19 protein-coding genes are annotated in these 24074 nt (G+C 38.9%); 11 read left to right on the forward strand and 8 right to left on the reverse strand.

Annotated elements, in window-relative coordinates; translation table 11 throughout:
• Positions 1-201: 201 nt before the first annotated feature.
• Positions 202-1848 carry a cyclic peptide export ABC transporter gene (locus UYK_RS0118235; RefSeq protein ID WP_016871894.1) on the reverse strand — a complete coding sequence of 549 codons (1647 nt, stop codon included), beginning with the start codon at positions 1846-1848 and terminating at the stop codon, positions 202-204.
• Between the two features lie 507 nt (positions 1849-2355).
• Here UYK_RS0118235 and UYK_RS0118245 point away from each other — a divergent pair.
• Positions 2356-3348 (forward strand): glycosyltransferase family 2 protein, encoded by a 993-nt coding sequence (locus tag UYK_RS0118245; protein ID WP_009453809.1) that lies wholly within the window; start codon positions 2356-2358, stop codon positions 3346-3348.
• A 242-nt stretch (positions 3349-3590) separates the two neighbouring features.
• Here UYK_RS0118245 and UYK_RS0118250 read toward each other — a convergent pair whose 3' ends face one another.
• Together UYK_RS0118250 and holB are read right to left on the reverse strand one after the other, a co-directional pair.
• Positions 3591-4694 carry a glycosyltransferase gene (locus tag UYK_RS0118250; protein ID WP_016871896.1) on the reverse strand — a complete coding sequence of 368 codons (1104 nt, stop codon included), beginning with the start codon at positions 4692-4694 and terminating at the stop codon, positions 3591-3593.
• Positions 4695-5195: 501 nt separating this feature from the next.
• Entirely contained in the window at positions 5196-6131 is a 936-nt protein-coding gene (gene holB, locus UYK_RS0118255) for a DNA polymerase III subunit delta' (protein ID WP_009453811.1), read from the reverse strand.
• 212 nt (positions 6132-6343) lie between these two features.
• Here holB and UYK_RS0118260 point away from each other — a divergent pair, with 212 nt between their 5' ends.
• The gene (locus tag UYK_RS0118260) at positions 6344-7924 is read left to right on the forward strand and encodes a M48 family metallopeptidase (protein ID WP_026086507.1); all 1581 of its coding nucleotides are present in this window, start codon (positions 6344-6346) and stop codon (positions 7922-7924) included.
• A gap of 343 nt (positions 7925-8267) precedes the next feature.
• Positions 8268-9725 carry a GTP-binding protein gene (locus tag UYK_RS0118265; protein WP_009453813.1) on the forward strand — a complete coding sequence of 486 codons (1458 nt, stop codon included), beginning with the start codon at positions 8268-8270 and terminating at the stop codon, positions 9723-9725.
• Between the two features lie 48 nt (positions 9726-9773).
• Here UYK_RS0118265 and UYK_RS0118270 read toward each other — a convergent pair whose 3' ends face one another.
• The gene (locus tag UYK_RS0118270) at positions 9774-10055 is read right to left on the reverse strand and encodes a DUF3288 family protein (RefSeq protein WP_009453814.1); all 282 of its coding nucleotides are present in this window, start codon (positions 10053-10055) and stop codon (positions 9774-9776) included.
• A 347-nt stretch (positions 10056-10402) separates the two neighbouring features.
• Between UYK_RS0118270 and UYK_RS0118275 the strand changes: the two genes are divergently transcribed.
• From UYK_RS0118275 to UYK_RS0118285, 3 genes are all read left to right on the forward strand, one after another.
• Positions 10403-12865: an ATP-dependent Clp protease ATP-binding subunit gene (locus UYK_RS0118275; RefSeq protein ID WP_009453815.1), complete on the forward strand. Its 2463-nt coding sequence runs from the start codon at positions 10403-10405 to the stop codon at positions 12863-12865.
• A gap of 308 nt (positions 12866-13173) precedes the next feature.
• Positions 13174-13479: a type II toxin-antitoxin system Phd/YefM family antitoxin gene (locus UYK_RS0118280; protein ID WP_009453816.1), complete on the forward strand. Its 306-nt coding sequence runs from the start codon at positions 13174-13176 to the stop codon at positions 13477-13479.
• The gene (locus UYK_RS0118285; RefSeq protein ID WP_009453817.1) at positions 13451-13768 is read left to right on the forward strand and encodes a Txe/YoeB family addiction module toxin; all 318 of its coding nucleotides are present in this window, start codon (positions 13451-13453) and stop codon (positions 13766-13768) included. The genes UYK_RS0118280 and UYK_RS0118285 overlap by 29 nt, the downstream gene beginning before the upstream one ends.
• A 96-nt stretch (positions 13769-13864) precedes the next feature.
• On the opposite strand, the gene UYK_RS0118290 is transcribed toward UYK_RS0118285, so the two are convergent.
• The gene (locus tag UYK_RS0118290) at positions 13865-14959 is read right to left on the reverse strand and encodes an AI-2E family transporter (RefSeq protein ID WP_016871898.1); all 1095 of its coding nucleotides are present in this window, start codon (positions 14957-14959) and stop codon (positions 13865-13867) included.
• 718 nt (positions 14960-15677) lie between these two features.
• On the reverse strand, positions 15678-15914 hold the full coding sequence (locus UYK_RS0118295) for a hypothetical protein (protein ID WP_009453819.1): 237 nt from the start codon (positions 15912-15914) through the stop codon (positions 15678-15680).
• Positions 15915-16794: 880 nt separating this feature from the next.
• On the opposite strand from UYK_RS0118295, the gene UYK_RS0118300 reads away from it, so the two are divergent.
• From UYK_RS0118300 to UYK_RS0118315, 4 genes are all read left to right on the forward strand, one after another.
• Positions 16795-18081 (forward strand): ABC transporter ATP-binding protein, encoded by a 1287-nt coding sequence (locus tag UYK_RS0118300; RefSeq protein ID WP_016871899.1) that lies wholly within the window; start codon positions 16795-16797, stop codon positions 18079-18081.
• Between the two features lie 13 nt (positions 18082-18094).
• A complete protein-coding gene (locus tag UYK_RS0118305) occupies positions 18095-19171 on the forward strand; it encodes a methyltransferase domain-containing protein (RefSeq protein WP_016871900.1) in 1077 nt (358 codons plus the stop codon).
• Between the two features lie 8 nt (positions 19172-19179).
• Positions 19180-20454 carry a glycosyltransferase family 2 protein gene (locus UYK_RS0118310; protein ID WP_009453822.1) on the forward strand — a complete coding sequence of 425 codons (1275 nt, stop codon included), beginning with the start codon at positions 19180-19182 and terminating at the stop codon, positions 20452-20454.
• Positions 20455-20539: 85 nt separating this feature from the next.
• Positions 20540-21469, forward strand: a complete 930-nt coding sequence (locus UYK_RS0118315) for a glycosyltransferase family 2 protein (RefSeq protein ID WP_009453823.1) — start codon at positions 20540-20542, stop codon at positions 21467-21469.
• A gap of 208 nt (positions 21470-21677) precedes the next feature.
• On the opposite strand, the gene UYK_RS0118320 is transcribed toward UYK_RS0118315, so the two are convergent.
• Entirely contained in the window at positions 21678-22280 is a 603-nt protein-coding gene (locus tag UYK_RS0118320; protein ID WP_009453824.1) for a site-2 protease family protein, read from the reverse strand.
• A gap of 12 nt (positions 22281-22292) precedes the next feature.
• Positions 22293-23072: a prohibitin family protein gene (locus tag UYK_RS0118325; RefSeq protein WP_009453825.1), complete on the reverse strand. Its 780-nt coding sequence runs from the start codon at positions 23070-23072 to the stop codon at positions 22293-22295.
• Positions 23073-23402: 330 nt separating this feature from the next.
• Here UYK_RS0118325 and nfi point away from each other — a divergent pair, with 330 nt between their 5' ends.
• A complete protein-coding gene (gene nfi, locus UYK_RS0118330; protein WP_009453826.1) occupies positions 23403-24068 on the forward strand; it encodes a deoxyribonuclease V in 666 nt (221 codons plus the stop codon).
• Positions 24069-24074 lie beyond the last annotated feature (6 nt).

Genomic DNA, 24074 nt, shown 5'->3' on the forward strand with positions numbered 1-24074 from the left:
AGGTGATATATAAAAACGAACACCGATGCACACTGATGAACACGGATGAATTTGATGATTTATCGGTGTGTATCTGTGTTTATCTGTGGTCGTTATATCATAAAGTTTAGTGCTGTTCGCTGGAGATGGGTGATATATAAAAACGAACACCGATGAACACGGATGATTTGGCATAATTTATTGGTATGCCTGTGGTTCAAATTAGACATCTCTCAGTTGTGAAGGTAAGTTATTCTTGTCGAACTCGACTTTACCATATTCAAGTTTTATAATTCTATCTGCTAGATGAAAATAGCGATCATCGTGGGTGATTACCAATATTGTTTTACCTGTATCCCTGAGTTTTGGCAGTAGTTCTTTGTAGAATATTTCCTTGAATGCTGGGTCTTGATCTGCTGCCCATTCATCAAATAAATAAATGGGTCTATCTTCTAGGTATACGGTGAGCAATGCTAGTCTTTTACGTTGTCCTTGGGAAAGGGCGGTGGTAGAAAGTCTACCGTTTTTAACTTTTACTTTATGCTCTAACTGTAAAAGTTTGAGGTACTCTTGAACTTTACAATCTAGACTAGGATTTTCTAATCCTAAAAGTTCATCAAATAAATAAAAGTCAGAAAATACTACAGAAAAATGCTGACGATACCATTCTCGATTTTGTTCTGTAATTAAATTTTGATTTAGTCTAATTTCTCCCGCCTCCGGAATATAAAGTCCAGTAATTAATTTAGCTAAGGTAGATTTACCGCTACCATTTCCCCCGACTATAAATACAATCTCTTGGGGATAAAGTGTCAGGTTGATAGGGCCTAAAATAAAACTTTTTTCTTCTTCTGCTGTATGATAACTGTGAATTACATCCTTGAGTTGTAAACGATGCCAAACAGTCTTAGCAGCAGGTGGAACTGTTAATACTTCAGCTCGATTACTGAGAGATAAACCTAGTGATTCTATCTTTTGTAAGGCAATGCTGGCTTTACTCAAAAGCGGAAGTTTACTGATGATATTATTCATTGGCATCATCAAGTAAATGAAGGTTAAGATATATCCAGAAAGAGTTTGCGCATTGATGGCTAGCAAATTAGGCAGTGCAAAAATGACAAAACCCATCGCGAAAAAGAAGATGAGTTGACCCCAACTGGTGGTTATGGCAAAAAAGGTGAAACCATCAACGTTGTGACGACGGTATTTAGTAGCAGTTGATTGCAGTTTTTTGTCTAAAAAGACTTGACGTCGGTTGTAGTGGAGTTTCAGTTCTTTGACACCTTCAGTAATAGTACGGAAATGGTCAAACAGTACATCTTGATCTTCACGAGCTAGGGTGAGTAATTTTTTACCTCTGTTCAAAAACCACTGACAGCTAGCAATTGCTACTACAGATAATCCTGCAACTATGAGCAAGACTAACCAAGATAACCAAGTGATGTAAACAACACAGCCCAAGACGATCGCTAGGTTAATAAATAAAAAAGGCATTTGATAAACCCCATCAGCAACCGCTTGAACATCTTCGGTAAGAGTTGCTAAAAGGCGGGGATTTCCTAGTTGTTCTAAATGACTCAACTCGCAAGAGAGAATCTGGCGACTCAAACGCATCCGTAGTTGCAAGACTGCATTCTGAGATAAGCGAATCAGCATTACTTGGGAAATAATGCTGGTGATGAGCGCAACTAATGCCAATCCTACAAAACCCCAAATTATAATTTTTAAGGAAGAACCGGGGTTACTAGTAACAACATTGCTGATTAAGGCAATTAAAGCAGCACTGCTACCACCACTAAGAAATCCAGTGGCGATCGCGATCGCGATCATTTTCCAAGAAGAACGCAGCAGAAAAGAAATCAAATGCATGATATTTGTTTACAAACCAGTTTAGTTTGCGCTCCTTGGGGAAATTTTATCTTTTACAGTAAAAACTTATGGGGGATGGAAGCGATCGCATGATCGAGTATTGAGAACTTGATTCATGTCGGGCTTGTGGGTCATCATCTCATTAAATTTGCCCAAGAATGTGCTAAAAACGAAGAATCAGCTTCATTTTATTCCCAAAAAATACGTAAAGTAGTTCATACCTAGACATAACTACTCGACCACATAAGTTTTGACTCTTTGCGAGGGATCAGATCCCCGACTTTTTAAAAAAGTAGCAGATCTGACCAACATATCAAAATCAATTTGGCAAGCGGTTGATGATTTTCATCCCTTGAAGGCTACAACGCCGTTTATTTACAATAAAAAAACAGGTACTAATTCCATCGTCTGTGCAAAATTTTGATTGGGAATGCCCAATCATCCTAACCAATTCATCTAGGTACAAGCATGTAGGTAAATAAACACAATTAAATAAAAAATTAAACTATGGGACAGACAAAAACATTTCAACCTAAAGAAAGATTACCAAGTTTTTCGATTGTCCTAGAAACAGAAAACTTGGCTAATGCTGACATCAACAAACTATCTGAGTCTCTAAATTCATTAGTAAATCAAGACCTCTCACCTACTCAAGCTAATGAAGTTTTATTGATAGATAGCGGTGATGTTCCCCCCCAGAAGCTAGAACAGCTACGTCAAAAATATCCCTGGATTAAAGTTTATCAAGCACCATCAGGAACTGGATATTATCAAGCAAAAATGCTGGGAGCTAATCTAGTCACAGGAGAAATAGTAGTCTATTGTGACTCCGACTGCATCTATGAAACCAACTGGTTAAGAAATCTCCTCATCCCTTTCACACAAAGCGATGAAATCCAAATTGTTGCGGGAGAAACAACAACACAAGCTAGGGGGATCTACGGGACAGCAATGGCTTTAACTTATATATTTCCTCAATATTCCCAGCAGAAAACTCTCCAACCCACTTCCCAATACTTTCTCAATAACGTTGCTTTCCGCCGCGAATTTCTCCTACAGTACCCCATTCCCACCGAACTAGTTCTCTACCGAGGTAACTGTGTAATTCATGCTCAAACATTACGTTCCTTGGGCTATACAATTTGGAGACAACCGCAAGCCAGAGCAACCCACGCTCCACCATCAGGGCTATCTCACTTTTTCTGGCGTTTCTTATTAATTGGTCACGATTATTACTGGCAAAACCGTTTGCTAGCAAAATTTCAACAGAAGTATCGTGACCCTACAGCCGGGTTACAAAGTAAGTTACAGATTTTATCTAAAAGGCTAAGTAAGATGTTTACTAATCAACCAATTCACATAATTTACTTGCCTTTAGCAATTCCCATTGTCATTACTTCAGTAGTTTTGGTTCTTATAGGTTATGTAATCACCTTATTTCACCCTCATTACTTGCTCAAAGTCTACAATCAAATTTTGGGTGAATTTGAAGTAGCATAATGACAAATCATTAATAGTTATCAATCATCAAAAATTAGTCACAAATGGATAATCAATCTGTATCCATCTGTGCACATCTGTGTTTATCGGTGGTCGATTTCTAAAACATAACTTTAGCTACCATCTTAAATCAGACAAGACATAAACGTAAACTCCAGACGCTAGAGGAAAACTTCAAGGCAGAATAGCAACTGCGTAGAAATAGGAATTAATGAAACGCTGTACCAAAAACCAACCTTTCATTACTTCCACGGACAGATAACACCATCACCCTCAACCCGTAGATATCTTCCACGCCAATAAATACGTTGTCCAAACGCACCCATAACCCAAACAATAAAGCTGAGTGAGTCTCGCAACGGGATTATCCAAAGCCAACGTAAAAGTTTGGGACAGTTCATACTAAAAATACTGACTAGTACTTGCATATAACGAATAATAATTGTGGTTAAGCACATAGCTACTGCCCAACCAGCAAACCCCGACAGTAACAACAGCGGAATACAGTAGACAGTGCCGTAACAGAACACCATGGTATAGTACTGTGCGCCGCGATTGTAACGGATAGTCCGCGCCCAGCGTAATTCTCGGGTAAATACCTGCTTTAAGTTTTCTCGACCAGTATCCCACTCCAAAATATGGGGTGATAGTTCTACCTTATAACCTGCTTGGGCTGCTCTTTTGCCAAAATTGTAGTCTGAACCAATGCGGTTGAGGTGCAAACCACCAAAATCAGCTAACGTAGTTTTGCGAGTAGCTATAGTTACTCCTATAGTTAGGCGTAGACCATCGTCAAGTCTACGAGCTATTAACAAACTAGGAATAAAGTCAACACAGCGACCGAAGGAAGCAACAGCAGCAGCTAGATATTGGGGGTTGTACCCGATATAAGCACTGGTTACAACATCTGCTGTCCCATTAAGCAAAGGACTTACAAGTGTGCGGATGTAGTCAGGATTTACTCGGATATCACCATCAGCAAAGATGATCACTTCATGTTGAGACTGTTCCAATAAATAGCTCAGGTTGCTATCTTTATAGTTGACTCCCCGTGGTTCCAAACCAATAAACAGTCTTACTTGCTCCGGAAAAGTTGCAACCAGCCTTTTTAGCAAGGGAACAGCAGAGTCTTTGGGATCTGTCACTCCAAACAGCACTTCATAATTCGGATAGTTTTGCTTACACAGCGACGACCAATTTTCCCATGCTCCCTCATCTAATCCACTTACCGATACCATGATTGAGACTGGTACATCTTGGTTACCGGGAATTTGCTGTTGGGTAGACGCAAAAAACTGATGGGTAAAAATAGCACATGCAATGTAAAATACCACTGAGCCAAGCATCAGCGTTAGGAATATAATTTCTAGGATAATAATCATTTGGAGTTGCTTTTAAATACATAGCCCAAACAAAGTGAGCTTTTGTTGATCTAGCCTCTAATTTCAGATTAACTCCCTAAAACCCAAGAACATCCTCAACAATGGCAAATTCTACAAGGGCGAGCGATCGCACATATCATTGCTCGGCTTGTAGAAACCGTTAAACTCCCTTAAAGTAACTGGTAAAAGTAATATACCTGGTAAACCTTATTAAAAGTGAAAAGCTTCCAGCAAATTATCTTAGTGTCTTAGTGGCTTCGTGGTAAAAAATACGACTTTTGAACCACCAAGACACCAAGGCACGAAGGTGAAAAGCTTCCAGCAAATTATCTTAGTGTCTTAGTGGCTTCGTGGTAAAAAATACGACTTTTGAACCACCAAGACACCAAGGCACGAAGGTGAAAATTTTATTAGGCAAATATTGTTGCTGGAATTTTTGCCCACGTTAGTGTGTGAATATTAAAACTATTGACACAATTGGATAAATGTGCATTCCCATACGAGGCGGGGCTGAGCATAATAAAGTAAGGATTTACGTGCTTGTTCTAATAGTTTGATCATTTCGGGTTGATGCCACTGGAGCCAATAAGACTGCTGGAGATAATCGACTAGCCATAGTTGTGCTTCTGTATCGAGAGCTTTATCAATATCTCTGGCTAACTCTAAGGCTTGGCGATGGTTTTGTGGTACTTTGGTGACGGCTTGGAGTAGTTCTGGAGGAATGGCTTGTAGTTGTTGATAAGCAGCGATCGCTTCCCCAGGACTACCACCAGCAATGCTTAAGAGGGCAGGATGTTGGAGAATTTCTTGATGACCTGTACGTGTTAATATCTCAGCCATTGTAGCTGTATCTAAGCGATAAAAGGGAATGCGTTGGCAGCGTGACACTAAGGTGGGTAAAATTGACTCTGGTGAGGGAGCTATTAGTATTAGTGTTGCCTGTCCTGGTTCTTCTAAAGTTTTCAGTAAGGCGTTTGCAGCTGCTTCTGCCATTGTTTCTGCCTGTTCCACCACTACCACATGTCTTGGTGCTTCTAATGGTGGATGGGAGAGAAATTCGGTAATCTCACGAATTTGTTCTAAGCGAATTACTGGTGGTGCTTTGCGCTTGAGTCCTTTGGCGGCTGCTTCTGCGGCGGTGAGGCGCTGTCCTTGATACTGGTAGGTTGGCTGTACCCATAGCACATCTGGATGGTTATCTTTTTGCAGTTTAGTACGGACAACATCTGTATTTTGATGAGCATCGGTAAACAATAACTCTACAAAGCACTGTGCTGCTAAACCGCGCCCTACACCATCTGCCCCAATGAATAAATAAGCTGGTGCTACTCGATTAGTTTTTACAGCTCGCGTCAGTAATTCTACTGCTTGTGGTTGTCCGATGAGTGAAGAAAATGTCATTTTTTAGTAGTTAGTAGTTGGTGGTTAGTGGGTAGAGATGCGATCAATCGCGTCTGTACATTATGTAGTTGTTTACTCCCCACACTCCCCACCCCCCTCTCGATATATAAAGATTACATGGTGATATAACAAAGTGGTGCGATCGCTCTGGGCGGTTGTTGTAATTCCTCATACATTAAGAAGAAGAGCCTGTTTGCATAGGTAGACCTATCATGAAACGACGTTGGAAGTCATTATTCCTGGCCGTTAGTTGGGTAATGCTAGCTATTGGGACATCTATTTTAATTATCCTGATACAACCGCTACGACCCACTCCTGCCCAAGAGCCTACTGTTGTAGTTGACACTCCTAAACCGACGCCAACACCAGAAGCAAGTGATGACAAAAAACCGGACTCAGCAGTAGCAGAACCAGCACCCACTCCCGAAGAAATTGCCCGTCGGCAAAAATTGATCGAAGCAGACAAGCTATATTTGGCGGGAGAGTATGCAGCAGCCCAGAAAATATATCGCGAGGTGAAAAAACCATTTGCACAAACATCTCACACACCACAAATTAAACCAGCGATCCTTGATGTGAATCAATTATCTCCAGCAGGCAAGGTATACTGGCGAGAGGTGCAAGCTGGTATTGTCAGTAAGTTGCAAACTAGAATTTTTGTTCCCCTGGAACTTTTAGTTCAGCAGTATCCAGAGTTTATTCCTGGTCAAATTAAATACGCTGAACTACTGCAAGAATACGGTGATAAGAAAAAAGCATTAGAGGTTTTAGAACGGGCTGCTACGCTTTATCCAAACCAAGCAGATTTAATTAAAGCAAAAGTTACAACCCTAGCAAGTAATAAAAAATGGATGGAGGCGTCTATTGCAGCACGGCAATTTGCAATTCTCAATTCTAATCATCCCCAAGTGGCGGAATTTAATAAACTAGCAGAAGAAAATCTCAAACGTTATAAATCTCATATTCGAGCAGAAGTCAGAGGTAATACGATCGCTAATATTATCACTGGTGCTTTAGGATATGCTCTGACGGGTAGCCTGGTCGGGCCATTTTCTGCCTTAGATTCTACGATATTATTACTCCAGGGCGAAAAAGCTGTGGGTGATTCGGTAGCAAAACAAGCAAAAAAACAACTACCTTTAGTTAAAGATCCGCAGCTTGTAGCATACGTTAATTCTATCGGGCAAAAACTGGCAAAAGTCGGCGGACGTGATGAGTTTAAATACGAGTTCTTTGTGATTCCGGAAGAATCTCTCAATGCTTTTGCCTTACCCGGTGGTAAAATTTTTGTTCACGCTGGTGCGATCGCCAAAACTAATTCCGAGGCAGAATTAGCTGGTTTACTCGGTCATGAATTATCCCATGTCTTGCTTTCTCACGGCTTCCAATTAGTTACCCAAGGGAATCTGATTGGTAACCTCACTCAGTATCTCCCTTTTGGCGGTACTATCGGACAACTATTTTCACTGACTTATAGCCGTGAGATGGAACGTCAAGCAGATACCTTGGGTACACGTCTGATTGTGAGCAGTGGTTACGCTGCTGATGGTGTCTATAACTTGATGAACACCCTCAAAGAACAACAAAAATATTCTCCTCCTAGTTGGTTATCATCTCATCCAGGCAGCAAAGAACGAGTGGAATATCTACAAGAATTGATTACAACCAACAACTACAATCGTTATGCCTACGAAGGTGTAGCCCAACATCTGGAAATGCAAGCCAAAGCCAAGCAGATACTCAAAGAAGAAAAAGAACGCAAAAGGGAACGGAAAATCGGGAATCGGGAATAGTAAGTTTAGTGGTTTCAGTCCCGGTCTTTTTTACCACTAAAAACACCAAGACACCAAGAACAACCTATCAAAATCAATTTGATCGAGTACTATACATAGTTGGTAGTGAGTACTTAAGTACTCACTACGAACCAGATGTAAGCCTCTTTTTGCAAATAGGTAATCAGTGATCAATAACTGAATCACTGGCAATGTCGGTTTTGTCTATCCTATCGAACTCACTTTCTGTTACACACAAGTCATGATTGAAAATAAATAGCTAAAGTTAAAAAAGACTGTTATTTGTTCTCTTATAACTGCAAAAATAAAAGTCTTTGTGTCCTTTGTGGTTCGTTAATCAAACATGACTTCCATATTGCCCTTACCAGATCCTCATCAAACAAATGCATCTAATTGGGAAAAAGAACTAGATAACGCTATTTTTAGCTTTGAAGATATTCAGGCAGAACTAAACTACAAACAAGCACAAACAGCACTGCGGAATTTAGTAGCTAATCTAGACCTTTCTCCTGAGGAACAAGCAGGATTAGAAGCAGAAATTAATGATTTGGAAACCATGCTTAATAAATTAGACAGCATGGTAGTACATATAGCTGCCTTCGGGATGGTAGGGCGGGGTAAATCTTCTTTATTAAATGCTTTGGTAGGACAAGCTGTATTTGAAACTGGGCCTTTACACGGTGTGACTCGTAATGCCCAACGAGTAAACTGGAGTATCACCGAAGAAACTGTTGGGGACACAGAACGGGCCTTACGAGTCACCCTCTCTGGAACTGGTCAATCGCAAGTGGAATTAATTGATACACCAGGGCTGGACGAAGTGGACGGTGATACCCGCGCTGTTTTAGCAGAACAGATAGCTAAACAAGCAGATTTAATTTTGTTTGTGATTTCTGGTGATATGACCAAAGTTGAACACGAAGCTCTTTCTCAATTGCGGGAAGCAGGTAAACCGATGTTGCTGGTGTTCAACAAAGTAGACCAGTATCCGGAAGCAGACCGGATGGCAATTTACCACAAAATTCGTGATGAACGGGTACGGGAATTACTCTCACCAGACGAAATTGTTATGGCCGCAGCATCCCCGCTGGTACGGACAGTGATTCGTCGTCCTGATGGTAGCAGGGGTGTGCAAATGCGCCAAGGTAACGCCCAAGTGGAAGAATTAAAGCTGAAAATTTTGGAAATTTTACAGCGAGAAGGTAAAGCTTTGGTTGCCCTCAATTCCATGCTTTATGCAGATAATGTGAATGAACAATTGGTCAAGCGTAAACTCATGATTCGAGAGAATGCTGCCAATCAATTGATTTGGAAAGCTGTGATCACAAAAGCAGCAGCGATCGCACTTAATCCCCTAACAGTAGTAGATATTCTCAGTGGTGCGGTAGTTGATGTTGCCTTAATCTTGGGTTTATCTAAACTCTACGGTATTCCTATGACCGAACCAGGAGCTGTAAAATTACTCCAGAGAATTGCCTTAAGTATGGGTGGTATCGGTGCAAGTGAATTATTGGCTAATCTTGGTTTAAGTTCACTCAAAACTTTACTTGGTATTGCTGCACCCGTCACAGGTGGCGCATCCCTCGCACCCTATGTATCGGTAGCGTTAACACAAGCAGCTGTAGCTGGTGTGTCTTCCTACGGAATTGGACAAGTTACCAAAGCATATTTAGCTAATGGGGCTACTTGGGGCCCAGACGGACCGAAAGTGGTAATTAGTAAAATTTTAGCAACCTTAGACGAAGAATCGATCCTCAATCGGATAAAAGAAGAATTGCGGGCTAAAATCAAGCGATTTTAGGTTGATTTTTAACCATCCTAGCGGGAAGTGCCCCAGTTCTGTGGTAGTTCATTTCCAATCTTGTTCTTCTTTCTTAGAGCGACTTTTGTAAATGCCACCAACGGCATGAATGGCACGAGTTTTCTCAAATAGCTCTGCCTCAGTTAGATCCCACTGTTGTAGTATTTTATCTAAGTCGCTTTGAATGTCTCTAGCACCGGGAAAGCCGTGATAACGAATTCGCAACCTAGCTAACTCAGCCAAGTTATATTCTGTCGCCTCACCAGCTAGTAGACTATCCACAATCGAGCGATCGCGATTATATAGAGGATGTTGTTGGTCTTTGTTCATAATTATAGTTGTTGGTGGTTAGTAGTTAGTAGTTAGTAGTTAGTAGTTAGTAGTTTTACTCCTCACACTCCCCCACACTCCACCCTACGGGAAGCCGCTTGCGCGTCTACACACTCCTCACACTCCACCCTACGGGAAGCCGCTTGCGCGTCTACACACTCCTCACACTCCCCCACCTCCCCACCCCCAAAAAGACGGCTACCCTACCTAAAATCTTACGGCTCTCCCCACTGCCGTTAAACTTTAAATAAAGATACATTGTCTTTAAGAAAATGTAGACACAAAGTTCAGGCGAGGGTGAAAGTAATTTCACCCAAAGCCCAAGCAGCAAGGGAGCAAAACCCGTTATGTTTGAACATTTCACTTCCGAAGCTATTAAAGTAGTTATGCTCGCTCAGGAGGAGGCCAGAAGACTTGGTCACAACTTCGTTGGAACTGAACAAATTCTCCTGGGTTTGCTGGGAGAAGGAAATGGGGTTGCTGCCAAAGTGCTGACCGAATTGGGCGTTACTCTCAAAGAAGCACGTCGCGAAGTCGAAAGAATTATTGGTCGGGGTTCTGGCTACTTACCACCAGAAATTCCTTTTACCCCGAAGGTAAAAACCTTATTCGAGCAAGCGTTCAAAGAAGCTCGTAGTTTAGGGCACAATTATATTGGTACTGAACACTTACTGTTAGGATTGACTGAGGCTGGGGAAGGAGTCGCAGCCAAAGTCCTACAAAATTTGGGGGTTGACCTAAAAAACATCCGCAGTACAGTTATTCGGTTGTTGGGTGAAGTCACACCCATGACTGTAGGTGGAAGTGGTAGTAGCAGTCCCAGACGAACCCAAACTTTGACTTTAGAAGAGTTTGGTAGAAATCTCACTAAACTGGCACAAGAAGGCAAACTTGACCCTGTAGTTGGTCGTGAGAAAGAAATTGAACGTGCTATCCAGATTCTTGGTCGTCGCACAAAAAACAACCCAGTATTAATCGGTGAACCAGGTGTTGGTAAAACTGCGATCGCTGAAGGTTTAGCACAACGCATTCACAACCAAGATGTCCCCGATATTTTGCAAGACAAGCAAGTCATTAGTCTTGATATGGGGTTACTGGTAGCTGGTACTCGTTTTCGTGGCGATTTTGAAGAACGCCTTAAGAAAATCATGGATGAAATCCGCTCTGAGCGGAATATCATCCTGGTAATTGATGAAATTCACACCCTCGTTGGTGCTGGTGGTGTAGAAGGTGGTATGGATGCTGCCAATATCCTCAAGCCCGCATTAGCCAAGGGTGAACTCCAGTGTATTGGCGCAACTACCCTCGATGAGTATCGTCAGCATATAGAACGTGATGCTGCACTAGAGCGTCGTTTCCAACCGATTATGGTTGGTGAACCTTCAGTAGAAGATACAATTGTGATTCTCCAAGGCTTGCGTTCAGTTTACGAGCAACACCACCGAGTGGAAATTACTGATCAAGCATTGGTTGCAGCCGCAAATTTATCTGACCGCTATATTAGCGATCGCTTCTTGCCAGATAAAGCAATCGACTTGATTGATGAAGCTGGTAGCCGTGTGCGTCTGCGGAGTTCGATGGTTGCTGCCAATCGCGAAATTAAGCGAGAATTGGCTACTGTAACTAAAAATAAAGACGAAGCCGTCAGAGCGCAAGACTTTGACAAAGCTGCTGAATTGCGCGATCGCGAGTTGGAACTGGAAGCTCAACTAGCAGATACAACACAAAGCGACAAATCTGTCAATCGCCTAGTAGTTAACGAAGAAGACATTGCTCAAATCGTCGCTGCGTGGACTGGTGTACCAGTCAACAAGTTGACCGAATCTGAATCTGAGATGTTGCTGCACTTGGAAGACACCTTGCATCAGCGCCTCATCGGTCAAGAGCAAGCAGTCACGGCTGTATCCCGTGCGATCCGCCGCGCTCGTGTTGGCTTGAAAAATCCCAATCGACCGATCGCTAGCTTTGTCTTCTCTGGTCCTACCGGAGTTGGTAAGACTGAATTAGCCAAGTCGTTAGCAGCTTACTTCTTTGGTTCCGAAGAAGCGATGATTCGCCTGGATATGTCAGAGTTCATGGAACGTCACACCGTTTCCAAGTTGATTGGTTCGCCTCCTGGTTACGTAGGCTACGACGAAGGTGGACAATTGACCGAAGCAGTCCGACGCAGACCATACACAGTGTTGCTATTCGACGAAATCGAGAAAGCACACCCCGATGTCTTCAACATGCTGCTGCAAATCTTGGATGACGGTCATCTCACCGATGCCAAAGGTCGGAAAGTAGACTTCAAGAATACTCTGATTATCTTGACTTCTAACATCGGTTCACGAGTCATCGAAAAAGGTGGTGGCGGTTTAGGCTTCCAGTTTAGCGAAGACGAAGCCGAAGCAAGTTACAACCGCATTCGTAACTTGGTAAACGAGGAAATGAAGAACTACTTCCGTCCAGAATTCCTCAACCGTCTTGATGAAATTATCGTCTTCACCCAACTCAAGAAAGAGGAAGTCAAGCAAATCGCTGAGATTATGCTCAAGGAAGTTGCTGACCGCCTAACTGAAAAAGGTATCACATTAGAGGTGAGCGATCGCTTCAAAGAGCGTGTGCTGCAAGAAGGCTACAACCCCAGCTACGGTGCTAGACCGTTACGTCGCGCCATTATGCGCCTCTTAGAAGATTCTCTCGCAGAAGCATTGTTGTCTGGTCAAATTACTGATGGCGATACAGCCATTGTCGATGTTGACGATGATGGTCAAGTGAGAGTCAAAAAATTAGAAACCAGAGAGTTAATGTTGGCGAATGTGGGCTAATATTTATACATTCACGTTGTTGCGCTAACATTGTTGAAAAAGCGATCGCTCCTATGTAGCCTAAAGGAGCGACTTAGCTAAGCCTCTGGCAACATTGGGTGAAATGGTGATTTTTAAAACCCCTGGTCATGATACCGGGGGTTTTTTATATTATTTATTATGAGCCTGAACAAGGAGTTATAACTATTCTTGCAATTACGCCTCATCCTTAACTGAAGTGATGCGATCGCCTCTAGCCGAAGGCTTATATTTTGCAAGATAATTAAGATTGTTTTATAATATATGTACATAAACATGTACATAAACTGATGTTGTCCTACAAAATCACATCCCCAACCGATGCCAGAAATGACTTTTTTAAGTTGTTAGACTTAGTAGTAGAAAATCATCAGGTGTATATTATCAACCGTCGTGGTGGTGAAAATGTCGCCTTGATTGCTGAGTCAGACTTGGTAAGTTTAGTTGAAACTGTTTATCTTTTGCGTTCTCCTGCTAATGCTCATCGTTTACTGGATGCAATAGAGGAGTCGAAATCTGGAAAGATTCAACCTCAAACTATCGCAGAACTTCAGCAGGAGTTGGGGATTGAACAAGAAGAAGAAAAAGAAAGCTGAAGCTGAGGAAATTAACCTAGTTGTAGTTAATCGCAGTCCTGGTTTTAGTTCTAAATTCAAAGAAGATTTAGCTTGGTGGTTCAAGCAAGATTTTCAGAAAGCGTCCAAAATATTGGATTTGGTAACGGCTGTCATGCAAGATCCTTTTGAGGGTATTGGAAAACCAGAACCATTGAAGTATTTGGATGCAGACATTTGGTCACGGCGAATCGATTTAGAACATCGGCTTGTCTATCGAGTGGGAAACACTCAGATTGATTTTCTTACTTGTCGGTATCACTACGAATAATATCAAGTCAGGCCAATTGCTTACGATATTATCTAACGCAGTTGGGCGTTGGATATGGAGCATAGTAATATCCCAATTACTACCCATTACCAATTACTACAAAGTTGACTCATTTATTAACACCTCTGGTAACTTCTCATCCTCAATAGAACTCCTACTTTCAGGGAACTCAGCAAAACCATCGATCGCATCTTTGATAAAACCAGCTAAAGGAACAGCAAGCAGTAACCCTAATAATCCGCCGATATAAGTCCCGATTAGTAAAGAGATGATTACCCATATGGGTCTTAGACCAGTAAAACTACCTAAAATTCGGGGTGCGATCGCTTGGTCAACTAACTGATCTAAAATCAGGGATAGAACTAAAACTTTAACAGCTAACCAAATGTCGTGAGTTGCGAGTATAAAAGCAATAATAAAATAGCTAACAATATCACCAAAAGGAACTAAGCTCAAAATTCCCACACCCAAACCAAATATTAAACCAAATCGTAGTTTCAGGATTAAAAATAAAACTGTTTCTGTCACGCCCAGCATCAAAGCTAAAATCACCTGACCAATCAGAAAGTTCTGAAAGTTCTTTTGAAGAGATTGCTGTATCTGCTGAGATAATCCAAAAGGTATCTTTTTAAATATTCCTTTCCAAATCCTTTCACCATCTATTAACATATATACTGTTAATACAATCGTGATTAAAGCTTCGGAAACACTATCAATAGCATCTACAATAACACTAAACAGCTTATCTGCCGCTTCTTCTAATTCATTAGGTAAACTATTGATAGACTGAATAAATATCTCACTAAAATTAATATTTAATTTGTGACTTACTGCCCAATCGTTGAGAAATTGAAGTTTGTGTTCAGTATTATCAATCCATTGTGGAACTGATTTAGTCATTTCATTTAATTGTTGCAGAGCAATAGGTAACAAAGTAATACCCAAGCTGATTATAATTACTAACGTTGAAATCAAAACTAATAACACTGCATATTTACGTTGTATTCCTCGTTTTTCAAGAAGTGCAACAGGGTAGTCTAGAATAAACGCTGACAAAGTAGCCAAAACGAAAATAGTGACTATTGGTTGAAAATATTGAAACAATTTAAACGCTAACCAACCATTGAGAAAAACTAATGGAAAGAGTAGAGTCAAAATTAACCACTGTAGCAGTTTATTCAGAGAAAGCATCATTTGCAATGAACAAAGTTACGCTTGGTATGAATTGAGTAGAGATATGATGAACATTGTGTTTGATACAGATATCATACTCTTCCCTCCCAGGGCTGTTTCATTCTGTGAAGGAAAATGGTTGAATCAAATTATAAACGCGTTTTTTGAGTTTTTGAAATGATTCAAGAAGAATACGCAGAACAAGAATGAGTTTAACGAACTGCGGTAAATCGTGCGATCGCACTCCCAATTGCTCAATAAATACTCAACTCTCCTTCTGCTGAAACTGACTCATTAATCAAGTTCCAACTTCAGATTGGCTCGTTTATCGACATACAATGTAAGGCTTGCTCTAAAATAGCGAGCAAATTTCCCTTCCCTGGTAGCAAAAGGGGAGAATTCTCCTCCCAGGGGAGGGGTTGAGGGAGAGGTCACATCAACACCTCTTTTCCATAGCAATCAAAGACAACCACGAACCTAGCATTAGAGAGCGATCGCACTTTTACATTCACAAGTGCGATCGCTGTTTGATAAACACAAGCAATTATTTTATTTGCTGGAAATATGAATTATTTGGTGATAGTTGGGGATGTTTGATACCAAAAAATTTTGAACAAATCTGGCGTAATTTTTGAGAAAATAACTCAGTGAGGGCGATCGCTAAAGGTAATCAAAAACTAAAAAGAATAGTGAATCGCACCTCTATTTTGAGAGGTGCGATCGCTTTTCCATAACTTTAATTCAAACTTTCATCAGCTTGACAATCAAACATAACCACAAAGTTATCTTCAGGTGATATCTGGCGCAAACGCTGCATGTGTCCATCGGCGTCAGAACGACTGCGGAAGCGAGCAATAATCTGACGCTGCGTGTCAGGGAGTAAACGAGCTATTACCCACGAATTTAGACGATTTTTGTAGGTAACAGTCTGGGTACTGGTCTTATGTTCGTTGCATTGTGTATTTTGTGTCATGATTAAGTTATCGATAATGTGTTTGACAAAGGGCGTTAGTGACTCTCTTGGCGGGGATACACTGACGCCTTACCTCATTGAAAGATTTAACTCCATATCACAATATTTGTCAATTGTCAATTGAATACCATTGATTAAGGCTATACATACAGCAAGGGAAAACCACAGGAGCAACTAAGTCTTAAAGTAGCACTTAGACTAAGTACACCTGCTATTGAAAATAGGGTTTGAGTGTGCAGGGCTTACAGAATAAGCAAAAGAGACTTTTATACAATGTTTGTGTGATGTATCACATAGTTATTCGTCTTTAATACATAGCAAAGAATTATGAGACAAATGGAAAAATAAGGAAGAAAAAATTCCACCTATATTTTGTGAGCTTAATTTGTGGGCGTCCACTTTTATATTCCTATTTGGGAAGAAGATTCAGGAACACCCAAGCAGAAGATTTAATTCGTATTTCCGCTTACGTGATTTGTATCAAAGCACAGAATTTGAACTAGTGCAAGTAGTAAATGAGTCATTATCAACTAAAAATATGCTATGAATATGCCACTTTGTAAACTGCCCTTTTTCGCGTAGATATATGGCCAGCCTTTCAAAATTATCATTACACCTCCTATGTAAATAGGCGAAAAAGGCAATTGCTCGATATCATCAAGTTTTAAAATAACCACAGCAATTCCTACAAATGTGTCTTTAATCCATAAAGATAAGGCTCATATTCACAGTTTTGGCAAAATGGCAACTCAATAACTTTCATGCCACTTATCATATAACGAAACGTTCTAGTGAAATGGAAACGCAGGCTCAAACAAGCTTCCACAAGCATGATTAAATAATACAGCGGAATTTTTGAGAATTGCAAGCAAAAATCAATATGGGAGAAGAAATAGCAATTTCTCTAAAAAATATCTCCAAGTGCTTTAAATGCTATACTCATCCTGTCGATAGGCTCAAAGAAATTTTTTTACCTGCTAGAAGTAGAGCTAATGAATTTTGGGCATTAAGAGACATCAATTTAGAGATTCCAAAGGGCGAAACAGTAGGAATCGTTGGTAAAAATGGCTCTGGAAAAAGTACCTTACTACAAATTATCGCTGGGACTTTAACACCAACTACTGGTGATGTGACAGTAAATGGTCGTGTGTCAGCATTATTAGAGTTAGGAAGTGGATTTAATCCAGAATTTACTGGTAGACAAAATGTATTTTTTAATGGCAGATTGCTAGGATTAAGCCAGAAAGAAATCGAAGATAGATTTGAAGCAATAGCGAGTTTTGCTGATATTGGAGATTTTATTGACCAACCAGTTAAAACTTATTCGAGTGGAATGTTTGTCCGCTTAGCTTTTGCGGTTGCAGTAAATGTTGATCCAGAAATTTTAATTGTTGATGAAGCGCTAGCAGTAGGAGATATAGTATTTCAACATCGCTGTATGCGCCGGATGCGAAGTTTGATGGATTCTGGAGTTACAACATTGTTTGTATCTCATGACTCTGGAGCAGTAAAAACATTGTGTAATTCAGCAGTGATGATTCATGAAGGTAAAATTTACTTTTCAGGAGTACCTAATGCTGTAATCATCAAATATATGAAGCTGGTTACAGAAACAGAGTTAGAAACAGTAACTATAAAAGAAAATTTACCTGAAAAACAAATTCATCGTCAAAATTTAGTAACAGATCAGCCTACTCGTAGAGGTAATAGTAAAGCATTAATCAAAAACATCCGGTTACTGAATCAGCAAGGAGAAGAATTAGCAGAAACACCAACTCTCGGGTTTAATGAACAAGTTACCTTAATTCTTGAACTCCATGTTTATGAGGAATTACAAGCATGTATAGTTGGTTTTTTTATTTGTGATAAAAATGGTAATGAATTAATTGGTAGTAACACTTTTGAAGAAAATCATTCTATTGGTAAATTAGAGCCAGGAGAGCAGTTAAAAATAGAATTTAAATTTCACCTGCCATTACGTCCAGGCTCTTATAGTTTAACTGTAGCAGGTGCAGAAAATTATACAGCAATATCATTTGATTGGATCGATAATGCAAAGGTTTTTCAAGTGCTTCCTCCTGACACAGGTAAACGTATACATGCTTTGGTAGATGTACCTATAAGTGTCCAAGTATCATCACCAAAACTAACAGCAATCAAAAAATAAAAAGTATATTTTTATGGTTACTAAATTGGAGAAAGATTATCCTTTATTACCAAATATTACTGTAGAAGATTTAGATGAAAATAGTAGTTTAAAAAAAATGCTCCGTTGGGTAGGAGAAAATAAGCATGTCATTGATTTTGGCTGTGCTACAGGTTATTTTGCTCGGTTGGCTAGTAGTAAAGGTTGCCGAATCACAGGTATTGAAATTAATGCAAAAGCTGCCAAAATAGCCGAGAAATATTGTGAAAAAGTTATTGTTGCGGATTTAGATTTTGTTAATTTAAAAGATGTTTTAGCAGAAACAAAATTTGATATAGCTGTATTTGGAGATGTTTTAGAACATTTGCGAAACCCTTGGAGAGTACTAGAAGAGACTAGGGAACTATTACAGCCAGGAGGATACGTAATAGCCTCTATTCCTAACATTGCTCATGGAGCGATCCGTTTAGCTTTATTACAAGGAAAGTTTGAATATACAGAACTTGGTATTTTAGACAATACACATTTAAGATTTTTTACGCGTCAAACTGTTACAGAATTATTCGAGCGTTCTGGATATTTTGTTGATACTTGTGAACAAATCAAGTTACCAATTTTTTCTGGTTCAGATTGGATACCTCATATAGATAAAAATCAGGTTGATATTAACATCATTAATGCAATTGAACAAGACGAAGATGCAGATACATTACAGTTTGTTTTGCGGGCATTTCCTTTAAGTTTACAGGGTAAATATTCAGCCTTGTATCAACAATATTCTCAATTATCTGAAGAATATCAGAATTGCCAAAATCAGATCAAAGAAATGTATGCCGAGTTGAAGCGATCGCACCTTGCTTTAGAAGAAAAAGAAGTTCAGCTAGAAAAAACTCAAACACAATTAGAAGAAGTACAAAACCAACTGCAACAAGCACAATCTAACTTACAAGAAATTCAGCAACAATGGCAAATTATACAAACTCAGTTACAGCAAGCTCATACAGCCTGGGAAGATTGCCAAAACATTATAAAAGGTATGGAAAGTAGTAAATTTTGGAAAATTCGTCAAGTTTGGTTTCAACTCAAAAAAGCTTTTATTTCATCAAGATAAACTCAGCTATGATTAAGACAGAACAACAATCTCAATTGCTATTACAACAAGCTAAACTCAACTCACGACACTCAGAATTATTGGCAAATCAAACAGAATTAAATACTAAGTATTTACAACAAAATCTGGTATTAGAGCATCATAAAATTAAGTCGGAAAAAAACTTTTATATATCAACGCGATTAGAACCAAAACCAATCAAAATAAAAGATACGAATTTAACTATAGATGAAAAAAGATTATTGTATATATCTCGTTTAAAATCAGCACAGTTGTGTGAAAAAATGGGTTATCCACCCTGGAATTTAAAATCAAATTCTGCATATGAACTGTGCGATAATCCATCTGTATCAGTGATAATTACACTGTATAACTACTCAGAATATATTTGTGAATGCTTAGAAAGTGTTTCTCAGACAGATATCAGTAATATACCAGGAGGTATTGAAGTATTGGTTATTGATGATTGTTCGACAGATAACTCAGCTAATTTAGTCTTAAAATATTTGCAAAAATCTCAATTACCAATCTGTTTAGTTAGCAAATGGTTTAATACTGGCTTAGCAGATGCTAGAAACGTAGGATTGAAATTAGCTCGTTCTCCCTATGTTTTTATATTAGATGCTGATAACTGGATTTATCCAAATTGCTTATCTGTGCTTTTTGAAAATATTCAATCTTCTCGATATGCTGCGGTTTATGGTGAAATCCAAAAATTTGATAATCAAACAAAACAAGAAATGAATCGGATTTCCTGCTATGAGTGGGATATACATAAGTTAGTGAAACAGCCATATATAGATGCTATGGCTATGTTTGATAAAAATATATTACTAAAACTCGGTGGATATTCTACAGAGTTAATTGAATACGGCTGGTTTGGATGGGATGACTATGATCTCTGGCTCAAAATAGCACAATCAAACTACTCATGTAAACTTATTCCTAAAGTACTCAGTTGTTATAGAGTACATGCTGGGTCAATGATTAATACCACTAACAAGTATGCACTTAATATAGCTAAATATTTTTGTCATAAATTTGCCAAATTAGCTAATAAATATCATGCATCAGATATGTTGTTTGGTTTTCCTAAAAGTGAAATTTATCTTGAACTAAATCTCTGTTCTCAGCAAACTCAAAATAATTTCATCCTCCAAGAACTGCAATCTGCTTATGCTCAAATTGCAGCTATGGAATCAAGTAAGTTTTGGAAATTAAGAAATCAGTGGTTAAAATTGAAAAAGCTTTTAGGTTTAGCGAAAGATGCTGAAATCTTTTAGATGTTGCTTCAATACTTCTATAAGTTTAGAAATTAACCTGTAATTAAAGACAATTCAGTTAAGGCTAGCATATTTTGTAATTTCAATGTCACACTATAAAGTAGCAGCTTACATAACAGCTTATCAAGAAATAGCAGCACTGAATAAAACTATCGCAGCCATCACAAAACAGTCATATCCAATTGAAAAAATTTTGATAATTGATAATTCTCAAAATCAAATCATCACTGATAATAGCTATGAGAAGATTATTGTAGATTTTCATCCTGAAAATATTGGTGTTGCTGGAGGATTAAAAATTGCCGTTGACTGGGCGATCCAACAAGGTTATGATTTTCTTTGGTTGTTTGATCAAGATAGTGAACCTAATTCTGATGTTTTAGAAAAACTGTTAGCTTATTACCAATGGTTATCTAAAGATAAAAATATAGGAATTATTGCTCCAGCAATATTTGATATTAATACAAAGCAAGAATTTCCAGGCTGTGTATTTCAAGATTATAAGCTTGTGCCTTTTCCTGGAGCTGCTACCATCCAGAGTTTCTATCAATGTGATGCTGTCATTACTTCTGGTTCTCTCATAAATATTAATGCAGCTAAATGTATTGAACTACCAAGAGCAGATTTATTTTTAGATGCGGTAGATTATGCTTACTGTATGAACTTCCGCAATCATGGATATGAAATAATTGTTGTCAAAAGTGCGATGATGAAACATCGTATAGGAAATTACTCTCTAGTCAAAGATAGATTTAAAAAACATATAAATACATTCAGCACTTTTATTTGTTCTCCCTCTCGCTATTACTATGCTTGTAGAAATCATACGTTTTTGGAAACAAGGCTTGTAGCAAAAATTAAGTTGTATCGCTCTATAGCGTACAGGATAAAATTTTTAATCATGATGATGCAGAGAATTATTCGTTACGAAGCAGATTTAGTATTATTGAAACTATGGGCTTGTATCGTGGGAACTTTTGATGGTTTTCGTGGCAAATTGGGTAAAACTTGGTAAACAATCTGTGTGTATCTGTGTTCCATGAGTGTTCGTTTTTCTCTACCCAACTCCATTGTCAACCTACCATATCTTTTATTAATCGACCACCGTGCAAGGCGATACACACAGATGGATTATTCGTGTGGATTGAGTTTTTTGTTCGTATCGTTTCTCTAACAACAATGATTAATTCACATTATATATAAGTGCAGTCTATAAACTCAATTTATAAAACTGTCTGTAAAATAAATACAGCGATCGCACTTAATCCATCACCAAACTCAGGAATCAAAAATAGCATCATTAAAGCAAACAATCCAAAGTAGGTATATTGCAGTGGTTTTAAGATTGGGAATATTTCGCTGAAGATATAGAAACCGTCTAAGGGTGGAATAGGTAAGAGATTAAACAAGAACAGCATCAAGTTTATGTGTGCTGACATGTAAAAGAATTGGAAACTAAAAAATTCTGCGTATGTAGAATCAGCAAGTAATTTAAGCAGTCCCATACATAAAAAAGCTAAAACTAAATTGCACAATGGCCCTGCTGTGGATACTAAAATATTACCTAATCTTTGTGAACGAAAATTAGAGGCATTAATTGGCATTTTTCCCCAAGCAATACCAGCTACACACAGAAATATCAGTGATTCCCAACCCATGTGCACTAGAGGATTAAGAGTAATATGTCCTTGTTTACAGGGAGTGTCGTCTCCTTGACTCAAAGCAACTAAGCCATGAGCAATTTCATGTAAACTAATTGAGATGATGACAATGATCACCACTCTCAAAAAAACTATTGGACTAACAATTAGTGTTTCGATAAACATAGTTTCAAGCAGCTACTGATTAGCTGGTTTTTGAGAGTTTAAATTAGCAGGGTTAATATTAATTAATGGCAAGCTGCCATTACCACCCATGACTGTGGGAAAATGTCCATCCCATTTTTCTATTGCTTGCTTTTGCAGCAACTCTGGAGTTAAAGTTAGTCTTAATAATTTTTGTGCTTCTGCTTGACCTTTAGCACGGTTAATGTCTGCTTGTGCTTCTTGGGTTGCTCTTTTCGCGATAAATTCTGCTTGCTTAGCTTCTTGTTCAGCTATTTGTTTAGCTTCAATCGCCCGACTAAATTCTGGAGAAAAAGCAAAATCGACTAAAGATACATCATCAACAATTACACCATAAGCAGCAAGACGAGTTTTTAAATCATTATCAATTTCTTGTTTTAATTCTGTTCTCTTGGTGATGATTTCTTCTGCTGTTTTTTTAGCAGTAGCTGCTTTCAAAACTTCAGAAACTGCGGGAGTCATAATTCCCAAAACAATTTGTTCATTATCTCCAACTTTTTGGAAAACTTTATTTATCCGTGTTGGATCTATATGCCAATTGACAGCAAGTTCGGTTGTAACTTTTTGCAAATCACGAGAAGCAGCATCAGCTTTAAAACTATTTTTAGCAACTCTAACATTCAATTTTCTTACAGATGTGATTACTGGCATAATTGGGTGGATACCTTCATCTAATACCCTGTCTTGAACTTTGCCAAATTGCATGACAACACCCCTTTCTCCGGCGTTTACAATCGTAAAGGGGCGGAAAATAAATGCCAATATGAATACCATCACTCCTCCACCCAAATAAAAACCAAGTGGAAAGTTTCTTTCTATGTTTCTTCTGTTGCTATGCATACTTGTGTTATTCCCAGTAAAGTATATTGAAATAATGGGAAATATTTAGTCAATGAGTAGTGCAGTACTCACAACACACATTGCTAAATTTATGTGGCTAATTACTAATCTGGTAAAAATAAATTCGCTATCTGCTCTTTAACAAAAAGTTACAATATTTCTAACATTAATGAATGATATTGTTAGATACACAATTTCCTTTAGTGATTTCGGAAAAATCATTTTCTAGCGGGTAGTAGTCATTCACCACCCGGAAAATTAGATATGAAAATTAGTCAACGTCATGCTTGGACTTTGAGTGTAGAGGAAGCGATCGCTATTCAAGAACAAATGCAGGCTGAAGTAATTACCTCAGATCAACTCCAGCAACCTGTACAATACGTTGCTGGTGTCGATATGGGTTTTGAAGCTGATGGTACTATTAGCAGAGCAGCAGTAGCGGTACTGAGTTTTCCGGAATTGGAATTACAAGAAACGAGCTTAGCACGTCGTCCGACATCTTTTCCCTACATTCCTGGCTTCCTTTCATTTCGGGAAATACCTGCTGTCTTAGATGCCTTAGAAAAGATAAAAATTACACCAGATTTAATTTTATGTGATGGTCAAGGAATAGCCCATCCTCGACGATTTGGTATAGCTTGCCATCTAGGAGTCATCGTAAATATACCTAGTATTGGTGTAGCTAAATCATTACTGGTTGGGAAACATGAAGAATTACCAGACACACGAGGTAGTTGGCAACCCTTAATACATAAAGGTGAAATAGTCGGGGCTGTGTTGCGAACCCGTGTTGGAGTCAAGCCTGTATATGTTTCTAGTGGACATCGCATTAGTCTACCTACAGCAATTGACTATGTATTACGCTGTACACCAAAATATCGCTTACCAGAGACTACACGAATTGCTGACAAACTGGCAAGCGATCGCTAAGGACAA

The organism is Fischerella thermalis PCC 7521, assembly GCF_000317225.1.
Taxonomy (GTDB): Bacteria; Cyanobacteriota; Cyanobacteriia; order Cyanobacteriales; family Nostocaceae; genus Fischerella; species Fischerella thermalis.